We start from the raw sequence: 21,176 nt of genomic DNA, 5'->3' as shown, positions 1-21,176 counted from the left end.
CACCTGTACTGAAAGCGCTACAGCGGAACGATTTCGCTACACCCCTCGCCGATCACCGTCGTGCAAGGCTTTGATCCCACTACGCTTTTTTCCGGGCTTTCGCCTGTACCGTTTTCGCTACAGCCAGCAAAAACCCGAGTCCTGCATTTCCAGCCAACTCATTGTTTTATAACGATAAAACAACATTGGCCGCGATCTTGCTAACTAACGCCTCCATAAAGCAGGGCTTTGCCCCCTGCATTCAATCGCGTCCACCAGACGAGTCTGGCCCCTTAGGAGTTTCCATGAGCGAGTTGCGTTTTACTGAAGATCACGAATGGCTGCGCGCCGAAGCTGACGGCAGCGTCACGGTCGGCATTACGGCTTTCGCCCAGAACGCCCTGGGCGACGTGGTTTTCGTACAACTGCCTGAGCTGCAGTCCTACGACAAAGGCGCAGAAGCCGCCACCGTGGAATCGGTCAAAGCGGCCAGCGGCGTGTACATGCCACTCGACGGCGAAGTGCTGGAAGTGAACCCGGCGCTGGACAGCAGCCCTGAACTGGTCAACGAAGATCCGCTGGGCGAAGGCTGGTTCTTCCGCTTCCAGCCAACCGACGCTTCGGCCGTCGCCAAATTGCTGGATCAGGACGCCTACGACCGTCTGATCAAAGCCAACGCCGAAGCCTGAGGAGCGCAGACATGACTCAAGTGAACCTGACCACCGCCAATGAATTCATCGCCCGCCACATCGGCCCGCGTTCCGGCGATGAACAAGCCATGCTCAACAGCCTCGGTTTCGACTCCCTGGAAGCCTTGAGCGCCAGCGTCATTCCGGAAAGCATCAAAGGCACCAGCGTCCTCGGCATGGACGACGGTCTCAGCGAAGCCGATGCCCTGGCGTTGATCAAAGGCATCGCCGCCAAGAACCAACTGTTCAAGACTTATATCGGCCAGGGTTACTACGGCACTCACACGCCGTCGCCGATCCTGCGCAACCTGCTGGAAAATCCGGCCTGGTACACCGCGTACACCCCGTACCAGCCAGAAATTTCCCAGGGTCGCCTCGAAGCGCTGCTGAACTTCCAGACCCTGATCAGTGACCTCACCGGCCTGCCGATTGCCAACGCATCCTTGCTGGACGAAGCCACCGCCGCTGCCGAAGCGATGACCTTTTGCAAACGCCTGAGCAAGAACAAAGGCAGTCACGCCTTCTTCGCCTCCGTGCATTGCCACCCGCAAACCCTCGACGTGCTGCGCACCCGTGCCGAGCCGTTGGGCATCGAGGTGGTCGTCGGCGACGAGCTCGAACTGACCGACGTGACGCCATTCTTCGGCGCCCTGCTGCAATACCCGGCGAGCAACGGCGACGTCTTCAATTACCGCGAGCTGACCGAACGCTTCCACGCAGCCAACGCACTGGTCGCCGTCGCCGCTGACCTGCTGGCCCTGACCGTGCTGACCCCGCCGGGCGAGTTCGGCGCCGACGTGGCCATTGGCAGCGCACAACGCTTCGGCGTACCGCTGGGCTTCGGCGGCCCGCACGCGGCGTACTTCTCCACTAAAGATGCGTTCAAGCGCGACATGCCGGGCCGTCTGGTCGGCGTGTCGGTGGACCGTTTCGGCAAGCCGGCCCTGCGCCTGGCCATGCAGACCCGCGAACAACACATCCGCCGCGAGAAAGCCACGTCGAACATCTGCACCGCCCAAGTGCTGCTGGCCAACATCGCCAGCATGTACGCGGTCTACCACGGTCCGAAAGGCCTGACGCAGATCGCCAACCGCATTCATCACCTGACCGCGATTCTCGCCAAAGGCTTGAGCGCACTGGGACTGACCGTTGAGCAAGCCAGCTTCTTCGATACGCTGACCCTGAATACCGGCGCCCACACCGCCAAGCTGCACGACCAGGCACGGGCCCGGCAGATCAACCTGCGCGTGGTCGATGGTGAACGCCTGGGCCTGTCCCTCGACGAAACCACTTCGCAAGCCGACGTCGAAACCCTGTGGGCCTTGCTCGCCGACGGTAAAGCGCTGCCGGACTTCGCCGCCCTCGCTGCTTCCGTTCAAAGCGCCCTTCCGGCCGCTTTGGTACGTCAATCGCCGATCCTCAGCCACCCGGTGTTCAACCGTTATCACTCGGAAACCGAGCTGATGCGCTACCTGCGCAAGCTCGCCGACAAGGACCTGGCCCTGGATCGCACCATGATCCCGCTGGGTTCCTGCACCATGAAACTCAACGCCGCCAGCGAAATGATCCCGGTGACCTGGGCCGAATTCGGCGCCCTGCACCCGTTCGCCCCGGCCGAGCAAAGCGCCGGTTACCAGCAACTGACCGACGAACTGGAAGCGATGCTGTGCGCCGCGACCGGATACGACGCGATCTCGCTGCAACCGAACGCCGGTTCGCAAGGTGAGTACGCCGGCCTGCTGGCGATTCGCGCCTATCACCAGAGCCGTGGCGAAGACCGTCGCGACATCTGCCTGATCCCATCGTCCGCCCACGGCACCAACCCGGCCACCGCCAACATGGCCGGCATGCGTGTGGTCGTGACCGCCTGCGACGCCCGCGGCAACGTCGACATCGAAGACCTGCGCGCCAAAGCCATCGAACACCGCGAACACCTTGCGGCGCTGATGATCACCTACCCGTCGACCCACGGCGTGTTCGAAGAAGGCATCCGCGAAATCTGCGGCATCATTCATGACCACGGCGGCCAAGTGTACATCGACGGCGCCAACATGAACGCGATGGTCGGCCTCTGCGCACCGGGCAAGTTCGGTGGCGACGTCTCGCACCTGAACCTGCACAAGACGTTCTGCATTCCCCACGGCGGTGGCGGCCCGGGCGTCGGCCCGATCGGCGTGAAATCGCACCTGACTCCATTCCTGCCGGGCCACGCCCAGATGGCACGCAAGGAAGGCGCAGTCTGCGCGGCACCGTTCGGCAGCGCGAGCATTCTGCCGATCACCTGGATGTACATTCGGATGATGGGTGGCGCTGGCCTCAAACGCGCATCGCAACTGGCGATCCTCAATGCCAACTACATCTCCCGTCGCCTGGAAGAGCACTATCCTGTTCTCTACACCGGCAGCAACGGTCTGGTGGCGCACGAATGCATCCTCGACCTGCGTCCGCTGAAAGACAGCAGCGGCATCAGCGTCGATGACGTCGCCAAGCGCCTGATCGACTTCGGCTTCCACGCCCCGACCATGTCGTTCCCGGTGGCCGGCACGCTGATGATCGAGCCGACCGAAAGCGAATCCAAGGAAGAACTGGACCGCTTCTGCGACGCCATGATCCGCATCCGCGAGGAAATCCGCGCGGTGGAAAACGGCACGCTGGACAAGGACGACAACCCACTGAAAAACGCTCCGCACACCGCGGCGGAAATCGTGGGCGAGTGGACCCACCCGTACAGCCGCGAGCAAGCGGTGTATCCGGTCGCGTCGCTGATCGAAGGCAAGTACTGGCCACCGGTCGGTCGCGTCGACAACGTCTTCGGCGATCGCAACCTGGTGTGCGCCTGCCCGTCGATAGAAAGCTACGCTTGACGGATGAGGGCGGTGTTCTTTCGAGAACACCGCATCCCCTGTGGGAGCGGGCTTGCTCGCGAATGCGATAGATCAGCCACCCTTAACGTTGTCTGACCCACCGCATTCGCGAGCAAGCCCGCTCCCACAAGGGTTCATGTAACACGTCAAGCTTCCGCCATTCCCATAACAAGAAACCGGAGAACAACCATGTCGTTAAGCGTGTTCGACCTGTTCAAGATTGGCATCGGCCCTTCCAGCTCCCACACCGTCGGCCCGATGCGCGCCGCCGCGCGGTTCGTCGAAGGCTTGCGCCGTGAAAGCCTGCTGGCCGTCACAACCTGCGTCAAAGTCGAGCTTTACGGCTCGCTCGGCGCCACCGGCAAAGGGCACGGCAGTGACAAAGCCGTGTTGCTGGGCCTGGAAGGCGAACACCCGGACACCGTCAACACCGAAACCGTCGCCGCCCGCCTGCAAGACATTCGCGGCAGCGGTCGCCTGAACCTGCTCGGCGAACACAGCATCGCGTTCAACGAGAAAGAACACCTGGCGATGATCCGCAAACCGCTGGCCTATCACCCCAACGGCATGATCTTCCGCGCATTCGACGCGGCGGGCCTGCAAGTCCGCAGCCGCGAGTATTACTCGGTCGGCGGCGGTTTCGTCGTCGATGAAGACGCCGCCGGCGCCGACCGCATCGTCGAAGACGCCACGCCCCTGACCTTCCCGTTCAAGAGCGCCAAGGACCTGCTCGGTCATTGCACGACCTACGGGCTGTCGATCAGCCAGGTGATGCTGACCAATGAAAGTGCCTGGCGCCCGGAAGCAGAGACCCGCGCCGGCCTGCTGAACATCTGGCAAGTGATGCAGGACTGCGTCGATGCCGGTTGCCGCAACGAAGGCATCCTGCCCGGCGGGCTGAAGGTCAAACGACGGGCGGCGGCGCTGCATCGACAACTGTGCAAAAACCCGGAATCAGCGCTGCGCGATCCGCTGTCGGTACTGGACTGGGTCAACCTGTACGCCCTGGCGGTCAACGAAGAAAACGCCAACGGCGGGCGCGTGGTCACCGCGCCCACCAACGGTGCCGCGGGCATCGTCCCGGCGGTTTTGCACTACTACATGCGCTTCATCCCCGGCGCCAATGAAGACGGCGTCGTGCGTTTCCTGCTGACGGCCGCCGCCATCGGCATTCTCTACAAGGAAAACGCCTCGATCTCCGGCGCCGAAGTCGGCTGTCAGGGTGAGGTCGGCGTCGCCTGTTCGATGGCAGCCGGCGCGTTGTGCGAAGTGCTGGGCGGCACCGTGCAGCAAGTGGAAAACGCCGCGGAAATCGGCATGGAACACAACCTCGGACTGACTTGCGACCCGATTGGCGGGCTGGTGCAAGTGCCGTGCATCGAACGCAATGCCATGGGTTCGGTGAAAGCCATCAATGCGGTGCGCATGGCCCTGCGAGGCGACGGTCAACACTTCGTCTCCCTCGACAAGGTCATCCGCACCATGCGTCAGACCGGCGCCGACATGAAAAGCAAATACAAGGAAACCGCCCGTGGCGGTTTGGCGGTCAATATTATCGAGTGCTGATGCGCGCATCGGCACTATTTTCAGGAGCTGGATATGTCCACCGAACAACTGTTGAAAACCCCGTTGCACGCACTGCACATCGAACTCGGCGCCCGCATGGTGCCCTTCGCCGGCTATGACATGCCGGTGCAATATCCGCTCGGTGTGATGAAAGAACACCAGCACACCCGTGATCAGGCCGGGCTGTTCGATGTCTCGCACATGGGCCAGATCCGCCTGACCGGCGCCAATGCCGCCAAGGCGCTGGAAAGCCTGGTACCGGTGGACATCATCGACCTGCCGGTGGGCATGCAGCGTTACGCCATGTTCACCAACGAGAGCGGCGGCATCCTCGACGACCTGATGGTCGCCAACCTCGGTAACGACGAACTGTTTCTGGTGGTCAATGCTGCCTGCAAGGACCAGGACCTGGCGCACCTGCGTCAGCACATCGGCGATCAGTGCACCATCGAGCCGCTGTTCGAGGAACGCGCCCTGCTCGCGCTGCAAGGCCCGGCCGCCGTGACCGTGCTCGCACGCCTGGCGCCGGAAGTGGCGAAAATGACCTTCATGCAGTTCACCCGCGTGAAACTGCTGGGCGTGGACTGCTTTGTCAGCCGCTCGGGTTACACCGGAGAAGACGGTTTCGAAATCTCTGTCCCGGCCGCCAGCGCCGAAGCCCTGGCCCGCGCGCTGCTGGCCGAACCGGAAGTCGAAGCCATCGGCCTTGGCGCCCGTGACTCCCTGCGCCTGGAAGCCGGCCTGTGCCTCTACGGCCACGACATGAACAGCGAAACCACCCCGATCGAAGCGAGCCTGCTGTGGGCCATTTCCAAGCCCCGCCGCGCCGATGGCGCGCGGGCTGGCGGCTTCCCCGGCGCTGAAACCGTGTTCGCCCAGCAGCAAGCCGGTGTCAGCCGCAAGCGCGTTGGTCTGCTGCCGCAAGAGCGCACTCCGGTGCGTGAGGGAGCGGAGATCGTCAACGAAGCCGGCGACATCATCGGCAGTGTGTGCAGCGGCGGATTCGGTCCGACCCTGGGCGCTCCGCTGGCCATGGGTTACCTCGACAGCCCTTACATCGCCATCGACACACCCGTTTGGGCGATCGTTCGTGGGAAAAAGGTGGCTCTGCTTGTAAGCAAAATGCCATTTGTTCCACAACGCTACTATCGTGGCTGATTGACTGTTTCTATAAGTAACGCGGTTGCGTTAACAGTGCACTAATGTGTAACGCAACCGCCATAAAATAGTGCATCACTTCGACTGTAAGCTTCGTTTATGAACGTTGCTTATAACGATCGAAAACATTTGAACAACGAGAATGAATAAGACTGCTCTAGTGGACCGACTAGTGCCTCAACCCGAGCAAATCCGGGCCTCTCGCAGGGCTTGTTTTTTCTCCCGTAGTTGGCGTAGAGTTTGTTCACTGTGTTTGCATGGGTCGCTTGGAATCGTGACCTGGGCAGTAGCCTACAAGTTAGCTACATCCCGTTCGACGTCTTCTTACTCTCCTGCAACCAGCCCCAGTACTCTTTCATGAGAAGGAGGCTGTCATTAATTTTTGCGTCAAAGGAAATAAGAAATGTCCCAACGTCAGAGCGGTACCGTCAAGTGGTTTAACGACGAGAAAGGTTTTGGTTTTATCACTCCAGAAAGCGGTCCGGATCTGTTCGTGCATTTCCGCGCTATTCAGGGCAATGGCTTCAAAAGCCTGAAAGAAGGCCAGAAAGTGACCTTCATCGCTGTGCAGGGCCAGAAAGGCATGCAGGCTGACGAAGTACAAGCAGAAGCCTAACCTTCTGTTACGAAAAAGCCCCTGATGCTGACATCAGGGGCTTTTTTGTGCGCGTAAATCCGTAAAATGGCTTCTTTTTCGCCGAGAGCCCTGCCATGTCGAAACACCTGCTCAAACCACAGGGCGACTTTCCCGCCGCGACCCTGGGTCGTCGCCTGGCAGCGATGTTTTATGATTTCCTGCTGTGCACTGCCCTGCTGATCGTCACCAGCGGCGTTTACAAGATGATCCAGATGGCGATCATTGGCGAAGACAAAATGCGCACCCTGACCGAAGCCGGTGCGCTGGATGGCGATCCCTTGCTGTCGACGGTATTGCTGTTTGTGTTGTTTGGTTTTTTTGCCAAGTTCTGGACCTGGTCCGGTCAGACGTTGGGCATGCAGGTATGGTGCATTCGCGTGCAGAACGCGGATGGTTCATCCATCAGCTTATGGCAGGCGCTGTTGCGGTTCGTGGTGTCGATTGCGTCGTTGCTGTGTGTCGGCCTTGGGTTTATCTGGTCGCTGTTCGACAGACAGAAACGCAGCTGGCATGACATGTATTCGGGCACCCAGCTTGTCCGCATTCCGAAGAAGACCAAATAATCAGCCTCACGAAAACCACTGTGGGAGCGGGTTTGCTCGCTCCCACAGTGTGTTGTGTGTGGCTTAACTGACAGACTTCAGGCGTTACCGGCCAACTTCATCCGCGCCGCCTGAGTGAAATCGAGCATGCGTTTGAGCGGGCGAATCGCCTGAGGAATCAACGCAGGATCGACAAAGATCTCGTTGGCCCCTTCCTTCAAGCTCTTCAGCGTCCGCTCAAGCGTGTTCATCGCCATCCATGGGCAGTGCGCGCAACTGCGGCATGCAGCACCGTTACCCGCCGTTGGCGCCTCAATGAATACCTTGTCCGGGCACAGCTGCTGCATCTTGTAGAAGATGCCGCGGTCGGTGGCGACGATCAGCGTCTTGTTCGGCAGGCTTTGCGCCGCAGCGATCAGCTGGCTGGTGGAACCCACGGCATCGGCCAGTTCGATCACCGACGTCGGCGATTCCGGATGCACCAGAATCGCTGCGTCCGGGTACAACGCCTTCATGTCTTCAAGTTGTTTGGATTTGAATTCTTCGTGGACGATGCAGGCACCGTCCCACAGCAACATGTCGGCACCGGTCTTGCGCTGGATGTAGGTGCCCAGATGTTTGTCCGGGCCCCAGATGATCGTTTCGCCGTTATCCATCAGGCTTTCGACGATCTCCAGTGCACAACTTGAGGTCACAACCCAATCCGCCCGGGCTTTGACCGCCGCGGATGTGTTGGCGTAGACCACGACAGTACGTTCTGGATGCTGATCGCAGAACGCCGAGAATTCGTCCACCGGACAACCCAGGTCCAGCGAGCAGGTCGCTTCCAGCGTCGGCATCAGCACGCGCTTTTCAGGGTTAAGGATCTTGGCGGTTTCGCCCATGAACTTCACACCGGCGACGACGACGGTCTTGGCCGGATGCGCATTGCCGAAGCGGGCCATCTCCAGCGAGTCGGAGACACAGCCACCGGTTTCTTCAGCGAGTGCCTGAATGACCGGATCACAATAGAAGTGGGCAACCAGCACCGCGTCCTGAGCCTTGAGCTCGGCGGCGATGGCAGCGCGGTAGTAAGCCTCCTCTTCAGCAGTCAGCGGCTTGGGCTGCTTGGCGTCGAGGTGGGCTTGAACCAGAAGGCGTTCGGAAATCTGCGTCATGTTCGCAAGACCTGCAGGCGCTTTCGCGCGAAAGTCGAGTATACACCCGGCTCCGGACCCTTCAGGGTACCGCCGGGAAAGTGAGTATTCATCAGGCACGGACAGCGGTGAAGCTGCGCAAGGCTACAGAATATCCGGTGGATGCAAAAGATGATTCTGACTTGCGTCATGCGGCGCAGTCCCGAACGGACTGCGACCTTAAATCGAGGGCAAAAAAAAATCCGGAAATCCTCACTTGCGTGGGCCTTCCAGACTTTTAAAACTGCTACAAAAATGGTGGGTCGTGTGGGATTCGAACCTACGACCAATTGGTTAAAAGCCAACTGCTCTACCAACTGAGCTAACGACCCGCTGTGTGGTGGCGCGTATAATACTGATTTTTAAAGGTTATTCAACACCTTATTTGAAATAAATCAGAAATAAGGCGTTGGATCGCTGATTCCGGCCGTCGCGAAGCCTTCCGCGCGCAATCTGCAGCTGTCGCATTTACCGCATGCGCGGCCATTATCGTCGGCCTGATAGCAGGACACGGTCAGACCGTAATCAACGCCCAGCTTCACCCCCGCCTGGACGATTTGCGCCTTGCTCAGGTTTTGCAAAGGCGCCTGGATACGGAAACCATTACCCTCTACGCCGGCCTTGGTCGCCAGGTTGGCCATGCGCTCGAAGGACTCGATGAACTCGGGGCGGCAGTCCGGGTAGCCGGAGTAATCCACTGCGTTCACCCCGATGAAGATGTCACGTGCGCCAAGGACTTCGGCCCAACCCAGTGCCAGGGACAGAAAAACGGTGTTTCGAGCAGGTACGTAGGTCACCGGAATGCCTTCGCCCGCCTCCTCCGGCACGTCGATGCTGCTGTCGGTCAGTGCCGAACCACCGATGCCGTTCAGGTTCAATCCAATCACCTTGTGCTCGACCACACCCAGGTCCCGGGCCACACGCTCGGCGGCGTACAACTCGGCGTGAGAGCGCTGACCGTAATCGAAGCTCATGGTGTAGCAGCGATAGCCTTCGGCCCGAGCCATGGCGACCACCGTCGCCGAGTCGAGGCCGCCGGACAGCAGGATGACCGCACGTTTTTCGGCAGTGTTCAGTTGATCAGTCATATCAGCGCCCCGGTTCGTCATTCCAAAGATATTTATGCAGCTGCAATTGCAAACGCACTGGCAGGTTGTCCGCCACCACCCAGTCAGCCAGGTCCCGAGCATTCAGGTCATGGTGACTTGGCGAGAACAACACTTCGCCGGCGCGCCGGTCCAGACCGTATTGAATCAGCTTGGACACCGCCCAGTCGTAGTCTTCCCGCGAGCAGATGACAAACTTCACCTGATCGTTGGGCGTGAGCAATTCGATATTTTCGTAGCGATTGCGCTGCGCTTCCTTCGAACCCGGAGTTTTCAGGTCGACCACGCGACTGACCCGGGAATCTACCGCCGAGATATCGAGCGCACCACTGGTTTCCAGTGACACTTCGTAACCGGCGTCGCACAACTGCTTGAGCAAAGGGATGGCATTAGGCTGCGCCAACGGCTCACCGCCGGTAACGCAGACATAACGCGGGCGGAAGCCGGCCACTTGTTCGAGAATGTCGTCGAGTGTGCGGACCGTGCCGCCAGAGAACGCGTAGGCGCTGTCGCAGTATTGGCAACGCAATGGGCAACCGGTCAGGCGCACAAAAACAGTGGGCAGCCCGGCAGTCCGCGTTTCACCCTGCAACGAGTAAAAAACTTCGGTGATTCTCAATGTGTCTTGCATAGTCGCCACGGGCGTAACAGCTAAACAGGCTGTCCGCCTCCGTCAGGCACTTCAAGGAACCCCGCCAACGCGCAGATCCCAAAAAGCGTGTTTCATAAAAAGGGCGTGAATTCTAACGAAAAAACCCGCGACAAGCGCGGGTTTCTTCGAAACGGGTCAAACAGGCTTACATTTTTTGCAGATCGCGTTGGGCCAACTGAGCGGCGGACGTGCCCGGATATTGGGACACAACCTGTTGCAGAATTCCTTTGACCTTGTCGAGATGACCGAGGCGGCGTTCTACATCAGCCAGCTTGTACAGCGAATCAGGCACTTTGTTGTGCTTGGGGTACAGCTGCGAAACCTTGGCGAATGCCTGACCTGCACCTTGCAGATCGCCTTTGGCCAGGTTCACTTCGCCCAGCCAGTACTGAGCGTTGCCCGCGTACTGACTGTTCGGGTATTTACGCAGGAAAGCGGTAAAAGCCTGGCTGGCCTTATCGAAATCCTTGGCTTTGATCAGGTCGAAGGCTGCATCGTAATACAGCTTTTCCTTCGCCGGATCAGCCGGTTCGCTACCCGCGGCCGGGGCTTGAGCGGCGGTGGCCGCACCTGCACCCGCTGCTGCGCCGGGGGCGTTGAGATCGCCACCGGTGGAAGAATTCTCGGAAGTCGCGGCTGGTGCAACGCCGGATCCTATGCGCCGATCAAGATCCTGGTATCGCTCCAGGTTTTCCTGCTTCATGCGCGCTACGTCGTTTTGCAGAACTTCGATGATGCCTTGTTGGCGCGAGATCTGCTCCTGCATCGATTGCAGTTGGTTGAACAGCTCGCCCTGTGCCGAGACAGGGGCCGAAACCCCTCCCCCGGCATAGGCGCCGTTCGTACCGTAACCTGCAGGCGGATAGCTGCTCCCGCTATTGTCATAGCCGGAGTTGTTCTCGACCACAGGAACCGCAGCCCACACCGCAAGCGGTGCGAGACTGAGAGCCAAAACAGTTACAGCACGACGGCACGTTCGCATGGCGAATTACTTACGCAGTTCGACGCGACGGTTTTGAGCCCAGGACTGCTCGTCGTTGCCGGTAGCAACTGGACGCTCTTCGCCGTAGGAAACCAGTTCCAGCTGAGCTGGGGAAACACCTTGCAGTACCAGGTAGCGCTGAACGGCTTTCGCACGACGCTCGCCCAGTGCCATGTTGTACTCACGAGTACCACGTTCGTCGGTGTTGCCTTCCAGAACAACGCGAGCGCCGTTTGCTTTCAGGTCTTTGGCGTGAACGTCCAGAGCGCGCATGGCTTCTGGCTTCAGGTCCGAGCTGTCGTATTCGAAGTAGAAGGTGGTGATTGCGCGCAGAGCAGCTTCTTCGCTCAGGGAGCCATCAACAGCACCAGTGTTTGCGCCGTAACCAGCGTTTGGATCAACAGCGCCTTCACCGGCATTGTCGCCGCCTTTGGACGAGCAACCTACAGCTACAGCCATGGCCAGAGCCAGCGCAGCAAATTTACCAAACTTCAGCATTTCCATCGTGAAACTCCTAATGAACCCCAGTGTGTTAAGTAAAACGTATAGCGCCGCGTCAGTTCAGGTAAGGGGACCAGGAAGGTTCTCTGACTTCGCCTTGTGCGGTAGGAAGCGGGAGCCTTACGCGTCCATTAATGGACACGAGCATCAAGACTCCCCGGCCCTGCTGGCGGGTGGCGTAGATTACCATGGTGCCGTTGGGCGCAACAGTAGGCGACTCGTCCAGAGTGCTATCAGTGAGGATTTTTACGCTACCGCGCTGCAAATCCTGGGCCGCCACCTTGAAATTAGTGAAACCGTCCTGGCGGTGAATCATTACCAGGGTCTTTTCATCAGCCGACAGCTTGGGGTTGGCGTTGTAGTTACCGATAAAGGTCACACGCTCCGCACCGCCACCGCCCACGCTGGTTTTGTAGATCTGAGGCTTGCCGCCACGGTCCGAAGTGAAGTAGATGGTCGAACCATCCTTGCCCCAGAACGGTTCGGTGTTGATGCCGGGACCGTTGGTAACGCGCGTGATCTGACGCGAACCCAGGTTCATCACATAAATGTCCGGGTTGCCGTCTTTCGACAATACGAACGCCAGGCGATTGCCATCCGGCGACCAGGCAGGCGCGCCATTCAGGCCTTCGAAGTTTGTGATTTGCTCACGGCGACCGGTGTCGATGTTCTGCATGAAGATACGCGGACGCTTCTGCTCGAACGACACATAAGCGATGCGCTTGCCGTCCGGTGCAAAACGCGGCGACAGGATCGGCTCGCGCGATTGCAGCAGGGTCACGGCGCGGGCACCGTCATAGTCGGAACGTTGCAGCGTGTAGCGCGTGTTCTTCTCGGAGAAACGCTCTGCCGTCACGTACAGCAGACGAGTCGAGAACGCACCTTTGATACCGGTGAGTTTTTCGAACGACTGGTCAGAGATGTAATGCGCCATGTCGCGCAACTGATCGACACTGCCCGACACGCTGCCGGTCAGCACTTGCTGCTCGGTGGCGACGTTGAACAAAGCGTATTGAACCTGCAGGCGACCGCCCGCTGGAGCAATGCTGCCGACCATGACGTACTGGGCGCCCAGCGCCTTGAAGTCGCGGTAGATGATTTCGCTGGCCTGGCTCGGCTGGCTGATCATGTTCTGCTTTGGAATCGGCGAGTAGTAACCCGAGTTGCGCAGGTCGTTACCGATGATTTCGGCCATGTCGTCCGGCAGCACGCTACCGCCCTGGTTGCCGAACGGCACAACGGCAATCGGGGTGGCCCGATCGCTGCCGCTGGTGACCAGAATGTTCTTTTCATCTGCCGCCGCTATCCCTGCCATGCAGCAGATCACGACCAGCATTCCTCGAAGAAGGTTTCTCACAAGGCTAGATCCTCAGGTGTGAATGTCATCTTGAATGAACGATACGGAGCGAAATCGCTCGGCTTCATTCCCTGCATTTCTGTCAAACGTCCAATATTCTTGACCGCGGCAACTGCCGATGCGTCAAACGGACCGTCACCACTGGACTTGGAAACGCTGACCGAAGTCACCGTACCGTCCGGCAACATGCCGATTTGCAGAACGACCGTCATGCCTTTGCGTGCCGAAGGAGGGCGAGCCCAGCCTTCTGCTGCACGAGCACGAATCAGGTCATCGAAACTGCCCGCGACTTCGTCACCCTGCTCATCCGCCAAGGCCTGCTGACGCTGCGGCGTGTCGGAAAGCAAATCTGCCAGGGCCTGGGCCTTTTTCTCTTCGGCGGATTTACGTGCCGCATCCTGCGATTTCTTCTTCGCAGCATCGGCAGCAGCTTTCTTCTTCGCGTCTTCGGCGACTTTCTTCTTCGCCTCTTCAGCCTCAGATTTCTTCTTGGCGTCTTCCGCGGCTTTCTTCTTCGCGTCTTCGACGATCTTTTTCTTCGCTTCTTCAGCGGCCGCTTTTTTGGCCTCTTCTTCAGCAGCCTTCTTGGCTTCTTCTTCAGATTTCTTCTTGGCTATATCAGCCAATTGTTTCTCTTCTGCCTTCTTGGCTTCGGCGGTCTTCTTGGCTTCATCGGCTTTCTTGGCTTCATCAGCCTTTTTCGCCTCTTCCGCTTTCTTGGTCTCGTCGGCTTTCTTGGATTCTTCGGCTTTTTGAGCCGCGTCTTCCTTCTTTTGTTCCGCGGCTTTGATCGCTTCCTGCTCGATCAACTTCTGCTCCATCTGCTCGACTTCGGTCTGGCGCGCGGCGGATTTCTTCGCCTCACCCGCAATCTTCTGATTGGTCTGGGTGGTCGCCTGACTTTTCGACTTCAGTTGGTACAGGGTCGCCTGGACAATCGGCTTGGCCGGCGGCAGCTCCGGTGTGAAGGCAAAACTGACGAACAGCATGCCGAACACCAGCACGTGCAAGACAATCGCCCAGACACTAGGCCAGAAGTAGCTTTCCGAGGCTGTTGGCTCTCGCTGTTGCTGCATCAGGGCGCCTCGGTAATCAGGCCAACGTTACCGACGCCGGCTTTTTGCAGCCCGCCCATCGCGCCCATGACGGAACCGTAGTCGACGGTCTTGTCACCGCGGATGAATACCTGGGTGCGCTTGCCGCCTTCAGTGCCGGCGCGAATGATCTTGGTCACGGCGTCAGTCATCTGCGGCAAGGTCATTGCCTTGTCCTGCTGCTTTTGCGTGTCGACTTCGCTGCCAAGGTTCCAGTAGTAGGTCTTGTCAGCCTTGATCGAAATGGTCAGGACCTGAGTGTTGTTGTCCTGCGGCAAGGCTTCGCTGGAAACCTTGGGCAGATCAACTTTCACGCCCTGATTGAGCATCGGCGCGGTCACCATGAAAATGACCAGCAGTACCAGCATCACGTCGATGTAAGGCACCACGTTCATCTCGGCGACCGGCTTGCGCTTTTTGCGAGCTCGAGCGATTAAAGCCATTGGAAATTACCTGCTTATTCTTCGCTGGTGTGCACTTTGCGGTGCAGGATCGCCTGGAATTCATCGGCGAAGGTGTAGTAGCGGCCGATCAGCGTTTCGCTGCGAGCGGCAAAACGGTTGTAAGCGATAACGGCCGGGATGGCGGCGAACAGACCGATCGCGGTAGCAATCAGGGCCTCGGCAATACCCGGTGCCACGGTGGCGAGGGTCGCTTGCTGGGCAGTGGCCAGACCGCGGAAGGAGTTCATGATCCCCCAGACCGTACCGAACAGACCGATGTACGGGCTGACGGAACCGACGGTGGCAAGGAACGGCAGGCTCTGCTCGAGCTTTTCTTCTTCGCGGGAGATGGCGACGCGCATGGCGCGGGCCACGCCCTCCATGACCGCTTCCGGGTCAACGCCTGGCTGCTGGCGCAGACGGGAGAATTCCTTGAAACCGGCGCGGAAGATCTGCTCGACGCCCGAATCAGGATCAGGGTTGCTGCCGGCCTGACGGTAGAGTTTGGACAGGTCGATACCGGACCAGAAGCGCTCTTCAAAGCTCTCCAGGGCACGTCGACCGGCACGCAGCAAGTTGCTGCGCTGAAAGATCATGATCCATGAGGTCACCGATGCGGCTACCAGGATCAGCATTACCAGTTGCACCACGATACTGGCATTGCTGACCAGGCTCCACATGGAGGAATGGTCGACGACGTTAGCTTCCACGCTTTATCTCCTGCTTTGAGTGTGTACCCGCGCCGCTCACGTCGGCAAAGGCCGCACGTAAAGCTTCGGGAATGGCCCGGGGTTTCAAACTGTTAGTGCGCACACAGGCCACCAGAAACTGCCCTTCACAGAGCAGCACATTATCCGTGGCTCGCCTGACCTGCTGCTTAAAGCGCAGGCTGACCCGGTTCAATTCGATTACTTCAGCGCTTACCAGCAGTTCGTCGTCCAGTCGCGCCGGCGCGTGGTAACGCGCTTCGCTGGAATGCACGACAAACAACAGGTCCTCTCCTGCCAGCTGGGATTGGGCAAAGCCCAGCTCCCGGAGCCGCTCGGTTCGAGCCCGTTCCATAAACTTGAGGTAATTAACGTAATACACGATGCCGCCCGCATCGGTGTCCTCGTAATAAACGCGACAACGATGTGCGAACGGCTCAAGCCCGTTTTGCGCGCGCATACTCTAGTGCTTACTCCTCAGGTTGCCAATCCGCCCAGGCAACTGTTTTTCATGGTTCTGCGGCTTTACTCGTGAAAGCACGGTCCTAGGACAGCACAATGCCCGAAAAATCAGCGCGCAAAAGTTAATTAATCGTCCACGGCATCGAGGAACTCGTCTACCACGGGCATCTCGCCCAATCGTGACGGAATATTTAAGCCAAAATGCAGGTAAGCATGCCGGGTGACGACCCGCCCCCGCGGGGTGCGCATGATGTAACCCTGCTGGATCAGGTACGGCTCCAGCACGTCTTCGATGGTGTGACGCTCTTCGCTGATCGCCGCGGCCAGGCTGTCGACGCCGACCGGCCCACCGTCGAACTTCTCGATCATCGTCAGCAGCAAGCGCCGGTCCTGATGATCGAAGCCACGCTCGTCGACATCCAGCAGGTTCAATGCCAGGTCGGCAATCGGTTTGGTGATGTGCCCCTTGGCGCGCACTTCGGCGAAATCACGCACCCGACGCAACAATCGGTTGGCGATCCGCGGCGTGCCACGGGCACGGCGGGCGATTTCGAAAGCGCCTTCCGGGTCCAGCGGCAAGCCGAGGATGGTCGCCGAACGACTGACGATCGTCGCCAGGTCGGCGGTGCTGTAAAACTCCAGGCGCTGGACGATGCCGAAGCGATCACGCAACGGGTTGGTCAGCATCCCGGCTCGCGTCGTCGCCCCCACCAGCGTGAACGGCGGCAAATCCAGCTTGATCGACCGTGCGGCCGGCCCTTCGCCGATCATGATGTCGAGCTGGAAATCTTCCATGGCCGGGTACAGCACTTCTTCGACAATCGGCGACAACCGATGGATTTCGTCGATGAACAGCACGTCGTGCGGCTCAAGATTGGTCAGCAGCGCGGCCAGGTCACCGGGGCGTTCAAGAACCGGGCCCGAGGTGCTTTTGATCGACACGCCCATTTCCTGGGCGATGATGTTGGCCAGGGTGGTCTTACCCAGACCCGGCGGGCCAAAGATCAGCGTGTGGTCCAGGGATTCGCTACGCCCGCGGGCGGCCTGGATGAACAACTCCATTTGCTCGCGAACGGTCGGCTGGCCAATGTACTCCGCCAGGCTGACAGGACGAATCGCCCGGTCCTGAACTTCCTCGCGGTCGCGAGGGCCAGGCGTGGCGGTTATCAGACGATCAGCTTCAATCACTTAGATCATTCCCTTCAGGGCACGACGAATCATGTCTTCACTGCTCAAACCTTTCTCCTTGATCGCGGAAATCGCCTTGCTGGCTTCCTGGGGCTTGTAACCCAGGGAAATCAGCGCGCTGACCGCGTCATTTTCGGCGGTGGCCACCGGTGCGATATCCGGGCCTCCCGGCTGGTTCGGCACCAGGGCGAACATCGCCGGCACGGTTTCCCAGGCCTTGAAACGATCCTTGAGTTCCACCAGCAACCGCTCCGCCGTCTTCTTGCCCACGCCCGGCACCTTGGTCAGTGCCGAGGTGTCCTGGGACTGCACGCAACGGACCAGTTCATCGACTTCCAGGCTCGACATCAGGGCCAGCGCCAGTTTCGGTCCCACACCATTGAGACGGATCAACTCGCGAAAAAAGTCTCGCTCCCGCTTGCTGGCGAAACCATAGAGTAACTGCGCGTCTTCGCGTACGACCAAATGGGTGTGCAACGTCAGCGGTTCACCGACCGACGGCAAGCGATACAGCGTGGTCATGGGCACTTCCAGCTCATACCCCAGACCGTTTACATCCAGAATCAGGTGCGGCGGCTGTTTTTCAGCCAGAGTGCCGCGCAAGCGTCCAATCACGTTTCAGATCCTTGAGCGTTGGCCAGAGCGGTACTGGCGACTGACAGAACAAGGGTTTTGCGCCGACAACACAGGCGCAAAACCCTCATTCCGTAAAAATGATTGCTGATGCTATCAGAGACGCAGGCGTCCGCCACGACTGCGTGCCGTGCCCAAGCCATGAGGCAGCAGACTGGAACGGGTATGAGCATGGCAAATGGCAATGGCCAGGGCGTCCGAGGCGTCGATTTGCGGTTTGCTGGTCAGTTTCAGCATGTGCATGACCATCATCTGCACCTGCTCTTTATTGGCCGCGCCGGTACCGGTCACGGCCTGCTTGACCTGAGTGGCGGTATATTCGGCGATTTCCAGGTTTTCTTCGGCGCCGGCGACGATGGCTGCGCCACGGGCCTGACCGAGCTTCAACGCCGAGTCGGCGTTGCGGGCCATGAAGACCTTTTCGATGCCCATGGTGACTGGCCCATAGGTCTGGATGACTTCACGCACGCTGCGGTAGACGATTTGCAAACGCTCGTGCAGCTCGCCGGAGCCGGTCCGGATACAACCCGACGCCACGTAGACGCAGCCACGCCCGGTATCGCTTACCACGCCGTAACCGGTGATGCGCGAACCGGGGTCGATACCAAGAATTAATGTCATAACACCTGCGGGCTATAAAGGTAGGAGCAAGCTTGCTCGCGATGGACGTTAACGATAACGCGGACTACCTGAATCAACGCAGCGCTCTCGGGCTCATCGCGAGCAAGCTCGCTCCTACAGGGGAAGTGCCCTCAACCGAGCTGGGCAGCCACCGACTCCGGAATATCCGCGTTGGAATAAACGTTCTGCACGTCATCCAGATCTTCAAGCATGTCGATCAGCTTGAGGACTTTCTCCGCACCTTCCAGATCAAGCTCGGCGCTGGTGGTCGGCAGCATGACGATTTCTGCGTCATCACCTTTGAAACCGGCGGCTTCCAGCGCGTTACGCACGGAATAGAAACCGGCAAACGAGGTGAACACGTCGATTGAGCCGTCTTCATGGGTGACCACGTCGTCAGCGTCGGCTTCCATGGCCGCTTCGATCAGAGCGTCTTCATCAACGCCCGGCGCGAAGGAGATCTGGCCCTTGCGTTCGAACAGATAGGCCACGGAACCGTCGGTGCCGAGGTTACCGCCGCACTTGCTGAAGGCATGGCGAACAGCTGCAGCGGTACGGTTGCGGTTGTCGGTCATGCACTCGACCATCACCGCCACGCCACCCGGACCGTAGCCTTCGTAAGTCAGCTCGACCATGTCGTCGGTGTCGGCCGCACCGGCACCGCGGGCAACCGCACGATCAATGATGTCGCGGCTCATGTTCGCACCCAGCGCCTTGTCCAACGCTAGGCGCAGACGCGGGTTGGAGCCCGGATCACCGCCACCCTGCCGGGCGGCGACGGTCAGCTCACGAATCCACTTGGTGAAAATCTTGCCCTTCTTGGCATCCTGACGTTCTTTGCGGTGCTTGATGTTCGCCCACTTGGAATGACCCGCCATATATCGCTCCGAATTTTCTTTGAAACGTTGCCCGCCGCGCACCATGCGCCCGCCAGCAATACAAAATCTCGACCTAAACAAAAGGCGCACCCGGAGGATGCGCCTTTAGGGTCAGCCTTACTCGGCCTTAGGCGTTTCGCGCAGACGAATGTGCAGTTCGCGCAATGCCTTGGCATCGACCACGCCCGGTGCTTGCGTCATCACGTCGGCAGCACTCTGGGTTTTCGGGAAGGCAATCACTTCGCGGATCGACTGGGCACCGGTCATCAGCATCACCAGACGGTCCAGGCCGAAGGCCAGGCCACCGTGCGGCGGCGCGCCGTATTTCAGGGCGTCGAGCAGGAAGCCGAATTTTTCTTCCTGTTCCTCTGCGGTAATGCCCAACAGACGGAACACGGTCTGTTGCATTTCCTTGCGGTGGATACGGATCGAACCGCCGCCCAGCTCGGTGCCGTTCAGGACCATGTCATAGGCACGGGACAGAGCGGTCGCCGGGTTGGCTTCCAGTTCTTCCGGGGTGCACTTCGGCGCGGTGAACGGGTGGTGCAAGGCACTGAAGCTGCCGTCGTCGTTTTCTTCGAACATCGGGAAGTCGACGACCCACATCGGCGCCCACTTGCAGGTCAGCAGGTCGAGGTCGTGACCGAGCTTGATGCGCAGCGCACCCAGGGCTTCGCTGACGATCTTGGCTTTGTCGGCACCGAAGAACACGATGTCGCCGTCAACCGCGCCAACGCGATCAAGGATCGTGTTGAGCTTGTCTTCAGGGATGTTCTTGACGATTGGCGACTGCAGGCCTTCGACGCCTTTGGCGCGCTCGTTGACCTTGATGTACGCCAGGCCCTTGGCACCGTAGATGCCGACGAACTTGGTGTAGTCGTCGATCTGCTTGCGCGGCATGCTCGCCCCGCCTGGAACGCGCAGCGCGGCAATGCGGCATTTCGGGTCGTTGGCCGGGCCGCTGAACACCTTGAAGTCGACTTCTTTCAGTTGATCGGCAACGTCCACCAGTTCCAGCGGGTTACGCAGGTCCGGCTTGTCGGAACCGTAACGGCGCATGGCTTCTTCGAAGGTCATGTGCGGGAAGTCGCCGAACTCCAGATCCAGCACTTCCTTGAACAGGTTGCGGATCATGCCTTCGGTGAGGCCCATGATGTCTTTTTCATCGAGGAAGCTGGTTTCGATGTCGATCTGGGTGAATTCAGGCTGACGGTCGGCACGCAGGTCTTCGTCGCGGAAGCACTTGGCGATCTGGTAGTAACGGTCGAAGCCGGCCACCATCAGCAGTTGCTTGAACAGCTGCGGCGACTGCGGCAACGCAAAGAACGAACCGGCGTGGGTACGACTCGGCACCAGGTAATCGCGAGCGCCTTCAGGGGTCGCACGGGTCAGGATCGGCGTCTCTACGTCGAGGAAGCCGTTCTCGTCCAGGTAGCGGCGGATACTGGTGGTCATGCGCGAACGCAGACGCAGCTTCTCGGCCATCTCCGGGCGACGCAGGTCAAGGAAGCGATAGCGCAGGCGGGTTTCTTCGCCGACGTCAGAGAATTCGTTCAGTGGGAACGGCGGCGTTTCCGACTCGTTCAGCACTTCCAGTTCGTAGCCCAGCACTTCGATCATGCCCGACGCCATGTTGGCGTTGGTGGCACCGGCCGGACGCAGGCGGACCTTGCCGGTGATCTTGACCACGTATTCGCTGCGCACGCGGTCGGCGGCGGCGAAGGTTTCAGCGCGGTCCGGATCGAACACCACCTGGGCCAGACCGTCACGATCACGGATATCGAGGAAAATCACCCCACCGTGGTCACGGCGACGGTGAACCCATCCGCAAAGGGTAATTTCCTGGCCGTCCAGGCTTTCGTTCAGTTGGCCGCAATAATGGCTGCGCATCATGGTCGTGGTTTCACTTCTCGTAATTCGAAATTCGGTTGGAGGCCCTGCA

Annotated in this window: 21 protein-coding genes and 1 tRNA gene; 6 read left to right on the top strand and 16 right to left on the bottom strand. The window is 59.4% G+C overall.

Annotated elements, in window-relative coordinates; translation table 11 throughout:
• The first annotated feature begins 284 nt into the window (after positions 1-284).
• The 6 genes from gcvH to NTD84_RS27655 all read left to right on the top strand — a co-directional run bounded on the left by gcvH (position 285) and on the right by NTD84_RS27655 (position 7,456).
• Positions 285-668, top strand: coding sequence for a glycine cleavage system protein GcvH (gene gcvH / locus NTD84_RS27680; protein WP_262172238.1), 384 nt, complete (start codon positions 285-287; stop codon positions 666-668).
• Between the two features lie 11 nt (positions 669-679).
• Positions 680-3,532, top strand: coding sequence for an aminomethyl-transferring glycine dehydrogenase (gcvP, locus tag NTD84_RS27675; protein WP_262172237.1), 2,853 nt, complete (start codon positions 680-682; stop codon positions 3,530-3,532).
• 189 nt (positions 3,533-3,721) lie between these two features.
• The gene (locus NTD84_RS27670) at positions 3,722-5,098 is read left to right on the top strand and encodes an L-serine ammonia-lyase (protein WP_262172236.1); all 1,377 of its coding nucleotides are present in this window, start codon (positions 3,722-3,724) and stop codon (positions 5,096-5,098) included.
• Between the two features lie 33 nt (positions 5,099-5,131).
• Positions 5,132-6,256, top strand: a complete 1,125-nt coding sequence (gene gcvT, locus NTD84_RS27665; RefSeq protein WP_262172235.1) for a glycine cleavage system aminomethyltransferase GcvT — start codon at positions 5,132-5,134, stop codon at positions 6,254-6,256.
• Between the two features lie 403 nt (positions 6,257-6,659).
• Positions 6,660-6,872 (top strand): cold-shock protein, encoded by a 213-nt coding sequence (locus NTD84_RS27660; protein ID WP_007977299.1) that lies wholly within the window; start codon positions 6,660-6,662, stop codon positions 6,870-6,872.
• Positions 6,873-6,967: 95 nt separating this feature from the next.
• On the top strand, positions 6,968-7,456 hold the full coding sequence (locus NTD84_RS27655) for an RDD family protein (RefSeq protein WP_262172234.1): 489 nt from the start codon (positions 6,968-6,970) through the stop codon (positions 7,454-7,456).
• A gap of 77 nt (positions 7,457-7,533) precedes the next feature.
• Here the strand turns inward: NTD84_RS27655 and nadA are convergent, their stop codons facing one another.
• From nadA to aspS, 16 genes are all read right to left on the bottom strand, one after another.
• Positions 7,534-8,592 carry a quinolinate synthase NadA gene (gene nadA, locus NTD84_RS27650; protein ID WP_262172233.1) on the bottom strand — a complete coding sequence of 353 codons (1,059 nt, stop codon included), beginning with the start codon at positions 8,590-8,592 and terminating at the stop codon, positions 7,534-7,536.
• Positions 8,593-8,866: 274 nt separating this feature from the next.
• Positions 8,867-8,942: transfer RNA gene (locus NTD84_RS27645), tRNA-Lys, on the bottom strand.
• 63 nt (positions 8,943-9,005) lie between these two features.
• On the bottom strand, positions 9,006-9,698 hold the full coding sequence (gene queC / locus NTD84_RS27640) for a 7-cyano-7-deazaguanine synthase QueC (RefSeq protein WP_262172232.1): 693 nt from the start codon (positions 9,696-9,698) through the stop codon (positions 9,006-9,008).
• Position 9,699: 1 nt separating this feature from the next.
• The gene (queE, locus tag NTD84_RS27635) at positions 9,700-10,347 is read right to left on the bottom strand and encodes a 7-carboxy-7-deazaguanine synthase QueE (protein ID WP_262172231.1); all 648 of its coding nucleotides are present in this window, start codon (positions 10,345-10,347) and stop codon (positions 9,700-9,702) included.
• 166 nt (positions 10,348-10,513) lie between these two features.
• Positions 10,514-11,350, bottom strand: coding sequence for a tol-pal system protein YbgF (ybgF, locus tag NTD84_RS27630; protein WP_262172230.1), 837 nt, complete (start codon positions 11,348-11,350; stop codon positions 10,514-10,516).
• Positions 11,351-11,356: 6 nt separating this feature from the next.
• Entirely contained in the window at positions 11,357-11,854 is a 498-nt protein-coding gene (gene pal / locus NTD84_RS27625; RefSeq protein ID WP_003178634.1) for a peptidoglycan-associated lipoprotein Pal, read from the bottom strand.
• Positions 11,855-11,906: 52 nt separating this feature from the next.
• On the bottom strand, positions 11,907-13,187 hold the full coding sequence (tolB, locus tag NTD84_RS27620; protein ID WP_262172287.1) for a Tol-Pal system beta propeller repeat protein TolB: 1,281 nt from the start codon (positions 13,185-13,187) through the stop codon (positions 11,907-11,909).
• Between the two features lie 17 nt (positions 13,188-13,204).
• Complete coding sequence (tolA, locus tag NTD84_RS27615) at positions 13,205-14,284, bottom strand: cell envelope integrity protein TolA (RefSeq protein ID WP_262172229.1); 1,080 nt, start codon at positions 14,282-14,284, stop codon at positions 13,205-13,207.
• Entirely contained in the window at positions 14,284-14,736 is a 453-nt protein-coding gene (tolR, locus tag NTD84_RS27610; RefSeq protein WP_162491085.1) for a protein TolR, read from the bottom strand. Before tolR ends, tolA begins: the two co-directional genes overlap by 1 nt.
• 23 nt (positions 14,737-14,759) lie before the next feature.
• Positions 14,760-15,455, bottom strand: a complete 696-nt coding sequence (gene tolQ, locus NTD84_RS27605) for a protein TolQ (protein WP_008027789.1) — start codon at positions 15,453-15,455, stop codon at positions 14,760-14,762.
• Complete coding sequence (ybgC, locus tag NTD84_RS27600) at positions 15,445-15,912, bottom strand: tol-pal system-associated acyl-CoA thioesterase (protein WP_149657887.1); 468 nt, start codon at positions 15,910-15,912, stop codon at positions 15,445-15,447. The genes tolQ and ybgC overlap by 11 nt, the downstream gene beginning before the upstream one ends.
• A gap of 128 nt (positions 15,913-16,040) precedes the next feature.
• Entirely contained in the window at positions 16,041-17,102 is a 1,062-nt protein-coding gene (gene ruvB, locus NTD84_RS27595; protein ID WP_262172228.1) for a Holliday junction branch migration DNA helicase RuvB, read from the bottom strand.
• Positions 17,103-17,717 carry a Holliday junction branch migration protein RuvA gene (gene ruvA / locus NTD84_RS27590; protein WP_008027783.1) on the bottom strand — a complete coding sequence of 205 codons (615 nt, stop codon included), beginning with the start codon at positions 17,715-17,717 and terminating at the stop codon, positions 17,103-17,105. It lies immediately after the preceding gene.
• Between the two features lie 114 nt (positions 17,718-17,831).
• Positions 17,832-18,356: a crossover junction endodeoxyribonuclease RuvC gene (gene ruvC, locus NTD84_RS27585; protein WP_262172227.1), complete on the bottom strand. Its 525-nt coding sequence runs from the start codon at positions 18,354-18,356 to the stop codon at positions 17,832-17,834.
• 131 nt (positions 18,357-18,487) lie between these two features.
• Positions 18,488-19,234, bottom strand: a complete 747-nt coding sequence (locus tag NTD84_RS27580; RefSeq protein WP_194692569.1) for a YebC/PmpR family DNA-binding transcriptional regulator — start codon at positions 19,232-19,234, stop codon at positions 18,488-18,490.
• Between the two features lie 117 nt (positions 19,235-19,351).
• Positions 19,352-21,127: an aspartate--tRNA ligase gene (gene aspS, locus NTD84_RS27575; RefSeq protein WP_262172226.1), complete on the bottom strand. Its 1,776-nt coding sequence runs from the start codon at positions 21,125-21,127 to the stop codon at positions 19,352-19,354.
• Positions 21,128-21,176 lie beyond the last annotated feature (49 nt).

This window comes from Pseudomonas sp. 14P_8.1_Bac3 (assembly GCF_025466085.1).
Lineage (GTDB): Bacteria > Pseudomonadota > Gammaproteobacteria > Pseudomonadales > Pseudomonadaceae > Aquipseudomonas.
This window is presented reverse-complemented; position numbering and strand designations above follow the sequence as displayed.

What these genes read in the sequence shown, in the direction of transcription:
- gcvH (WP_262172238.1), top strand. Translation starts at nt 285, where the DNA reads ATGAGCGAGTTGCGTTTTACTGAAGATCACGAATGGCTGCGCGCCGAA.
- tolB (WP_262172287.1), bottom strand. Translation starts at nt 13,187, where the DNA reads ATGCTGGTCGTGATCTGCTGCATGGCAGGGATAGCGGCGGCAGATGAA.
- ybgC (WP_149657887.1), bottom strand. Translation starts at nt 15,912, where the DNA reads ATGCGCGCGCAAAACGGGCTTGAGCCGTTCGCACATCGTTGTCGCGTT.
- gcvT (WP_262172235.1), top strand. Translation starts at nt 5,132, where the DNA reads ATGTCCACCGAACAACTGTTGAAAACCCCGTTGCACGCACTGCACATC.
- gcvP (WP_262172237.1), top strand. Translation starts at nt 680, where the DNA reads ATGACTCAAGTGAACCTGACCACCGCCAATGAATTCATCGCCCGCCAC.
- nadA (WP_262172233.1), bottom strand. Translation starts at nt 8,592, where the DNA reads ATGACGCAGATTTCCGAACGCCTTCTGGTTCAAGCCCACCTCGACGCC.
- NTD84_RS27670 (WP_262172236.1), top strand. Translation starts at nt 3,722, where the DNA reads ATGTCGTTAAGCGTGTTCGACCTGTTCAAGATTGGCATCGGCCCTTCC.
- queE (WP_262172231.1), bottom strand. Translation starts at nt 10,347, where the DNA reads ATGCAAGACACATTGAGAATCACCGAAGTTTTTTACTCGTTGCAGGGT.
- ruvC (WP_262172227.1), bottom strand. Translation starts at nt 18,356, where the DNA reads ATGACATTAATTCTTGGTATCGACCCCGGTTCGCGCATCACCGGTTAC.
- NTD84_RS27660 (WP_007977299.1), top strand. Translation starts at nt 6,660, where the DNA reads ATGTCCCAACGTCAGAGCGGTACCGTCAAGTGGTTTAACGACGAGAAA.
- tolA (WP_262172229.1), bottom strand. Translation starts at nt 14,284, where the DNA reads ATGCAGCAACAGCGAGAGCCAACAGCCTCGGAAAGCTACTTCTGGCCT.
- aspS (WP_262172226.1), bottom strand. Translation starts at nt 21,127, where the DNA reads ATGATGCGCAGCCATTATTGCGGCCAACTGAACGAAAGCCTGGACGGC.
- pal (WP_003178634.1), bottom strand. Translation starts at nt 11,854, where the DNA reads ATGGAAATGCTGAAGTTTGGTAAATTTGCTGCGCTGGCTCTGGCCATG.
- NTD84_RS27655 (WP_262172234.1), top strand. Translation starts at nt 6,968, where the DNA reads ATGTCGAAACACCTGCTCAAACCACAGGGCGACTTTCCCGCCGCGACC.
- queC (WP_262172232.1), bottom strand. Translation starts at nt 9,698, where the DNA reads ATGACTGATCAACTGAACACTGCCGAAAAACGTGCGGTCATCCTGCTG.
- ybgF (WP_262172230.1), bottom strand. Translation starts at nt 11,350, where the DNA reads ATGCGAACGTGCCGTCGTGCTGTAACTGTTTTGGCTCTCAGTCTCGCA.
- NTD84_RS27580 (WP_194692569.1), bottom strand. Translation starts at nt 19,234, where the DNA reads ATGGCGGGTCATTCCAAGTGGGCGAACATCAAGCACCGCAAAGAACGT.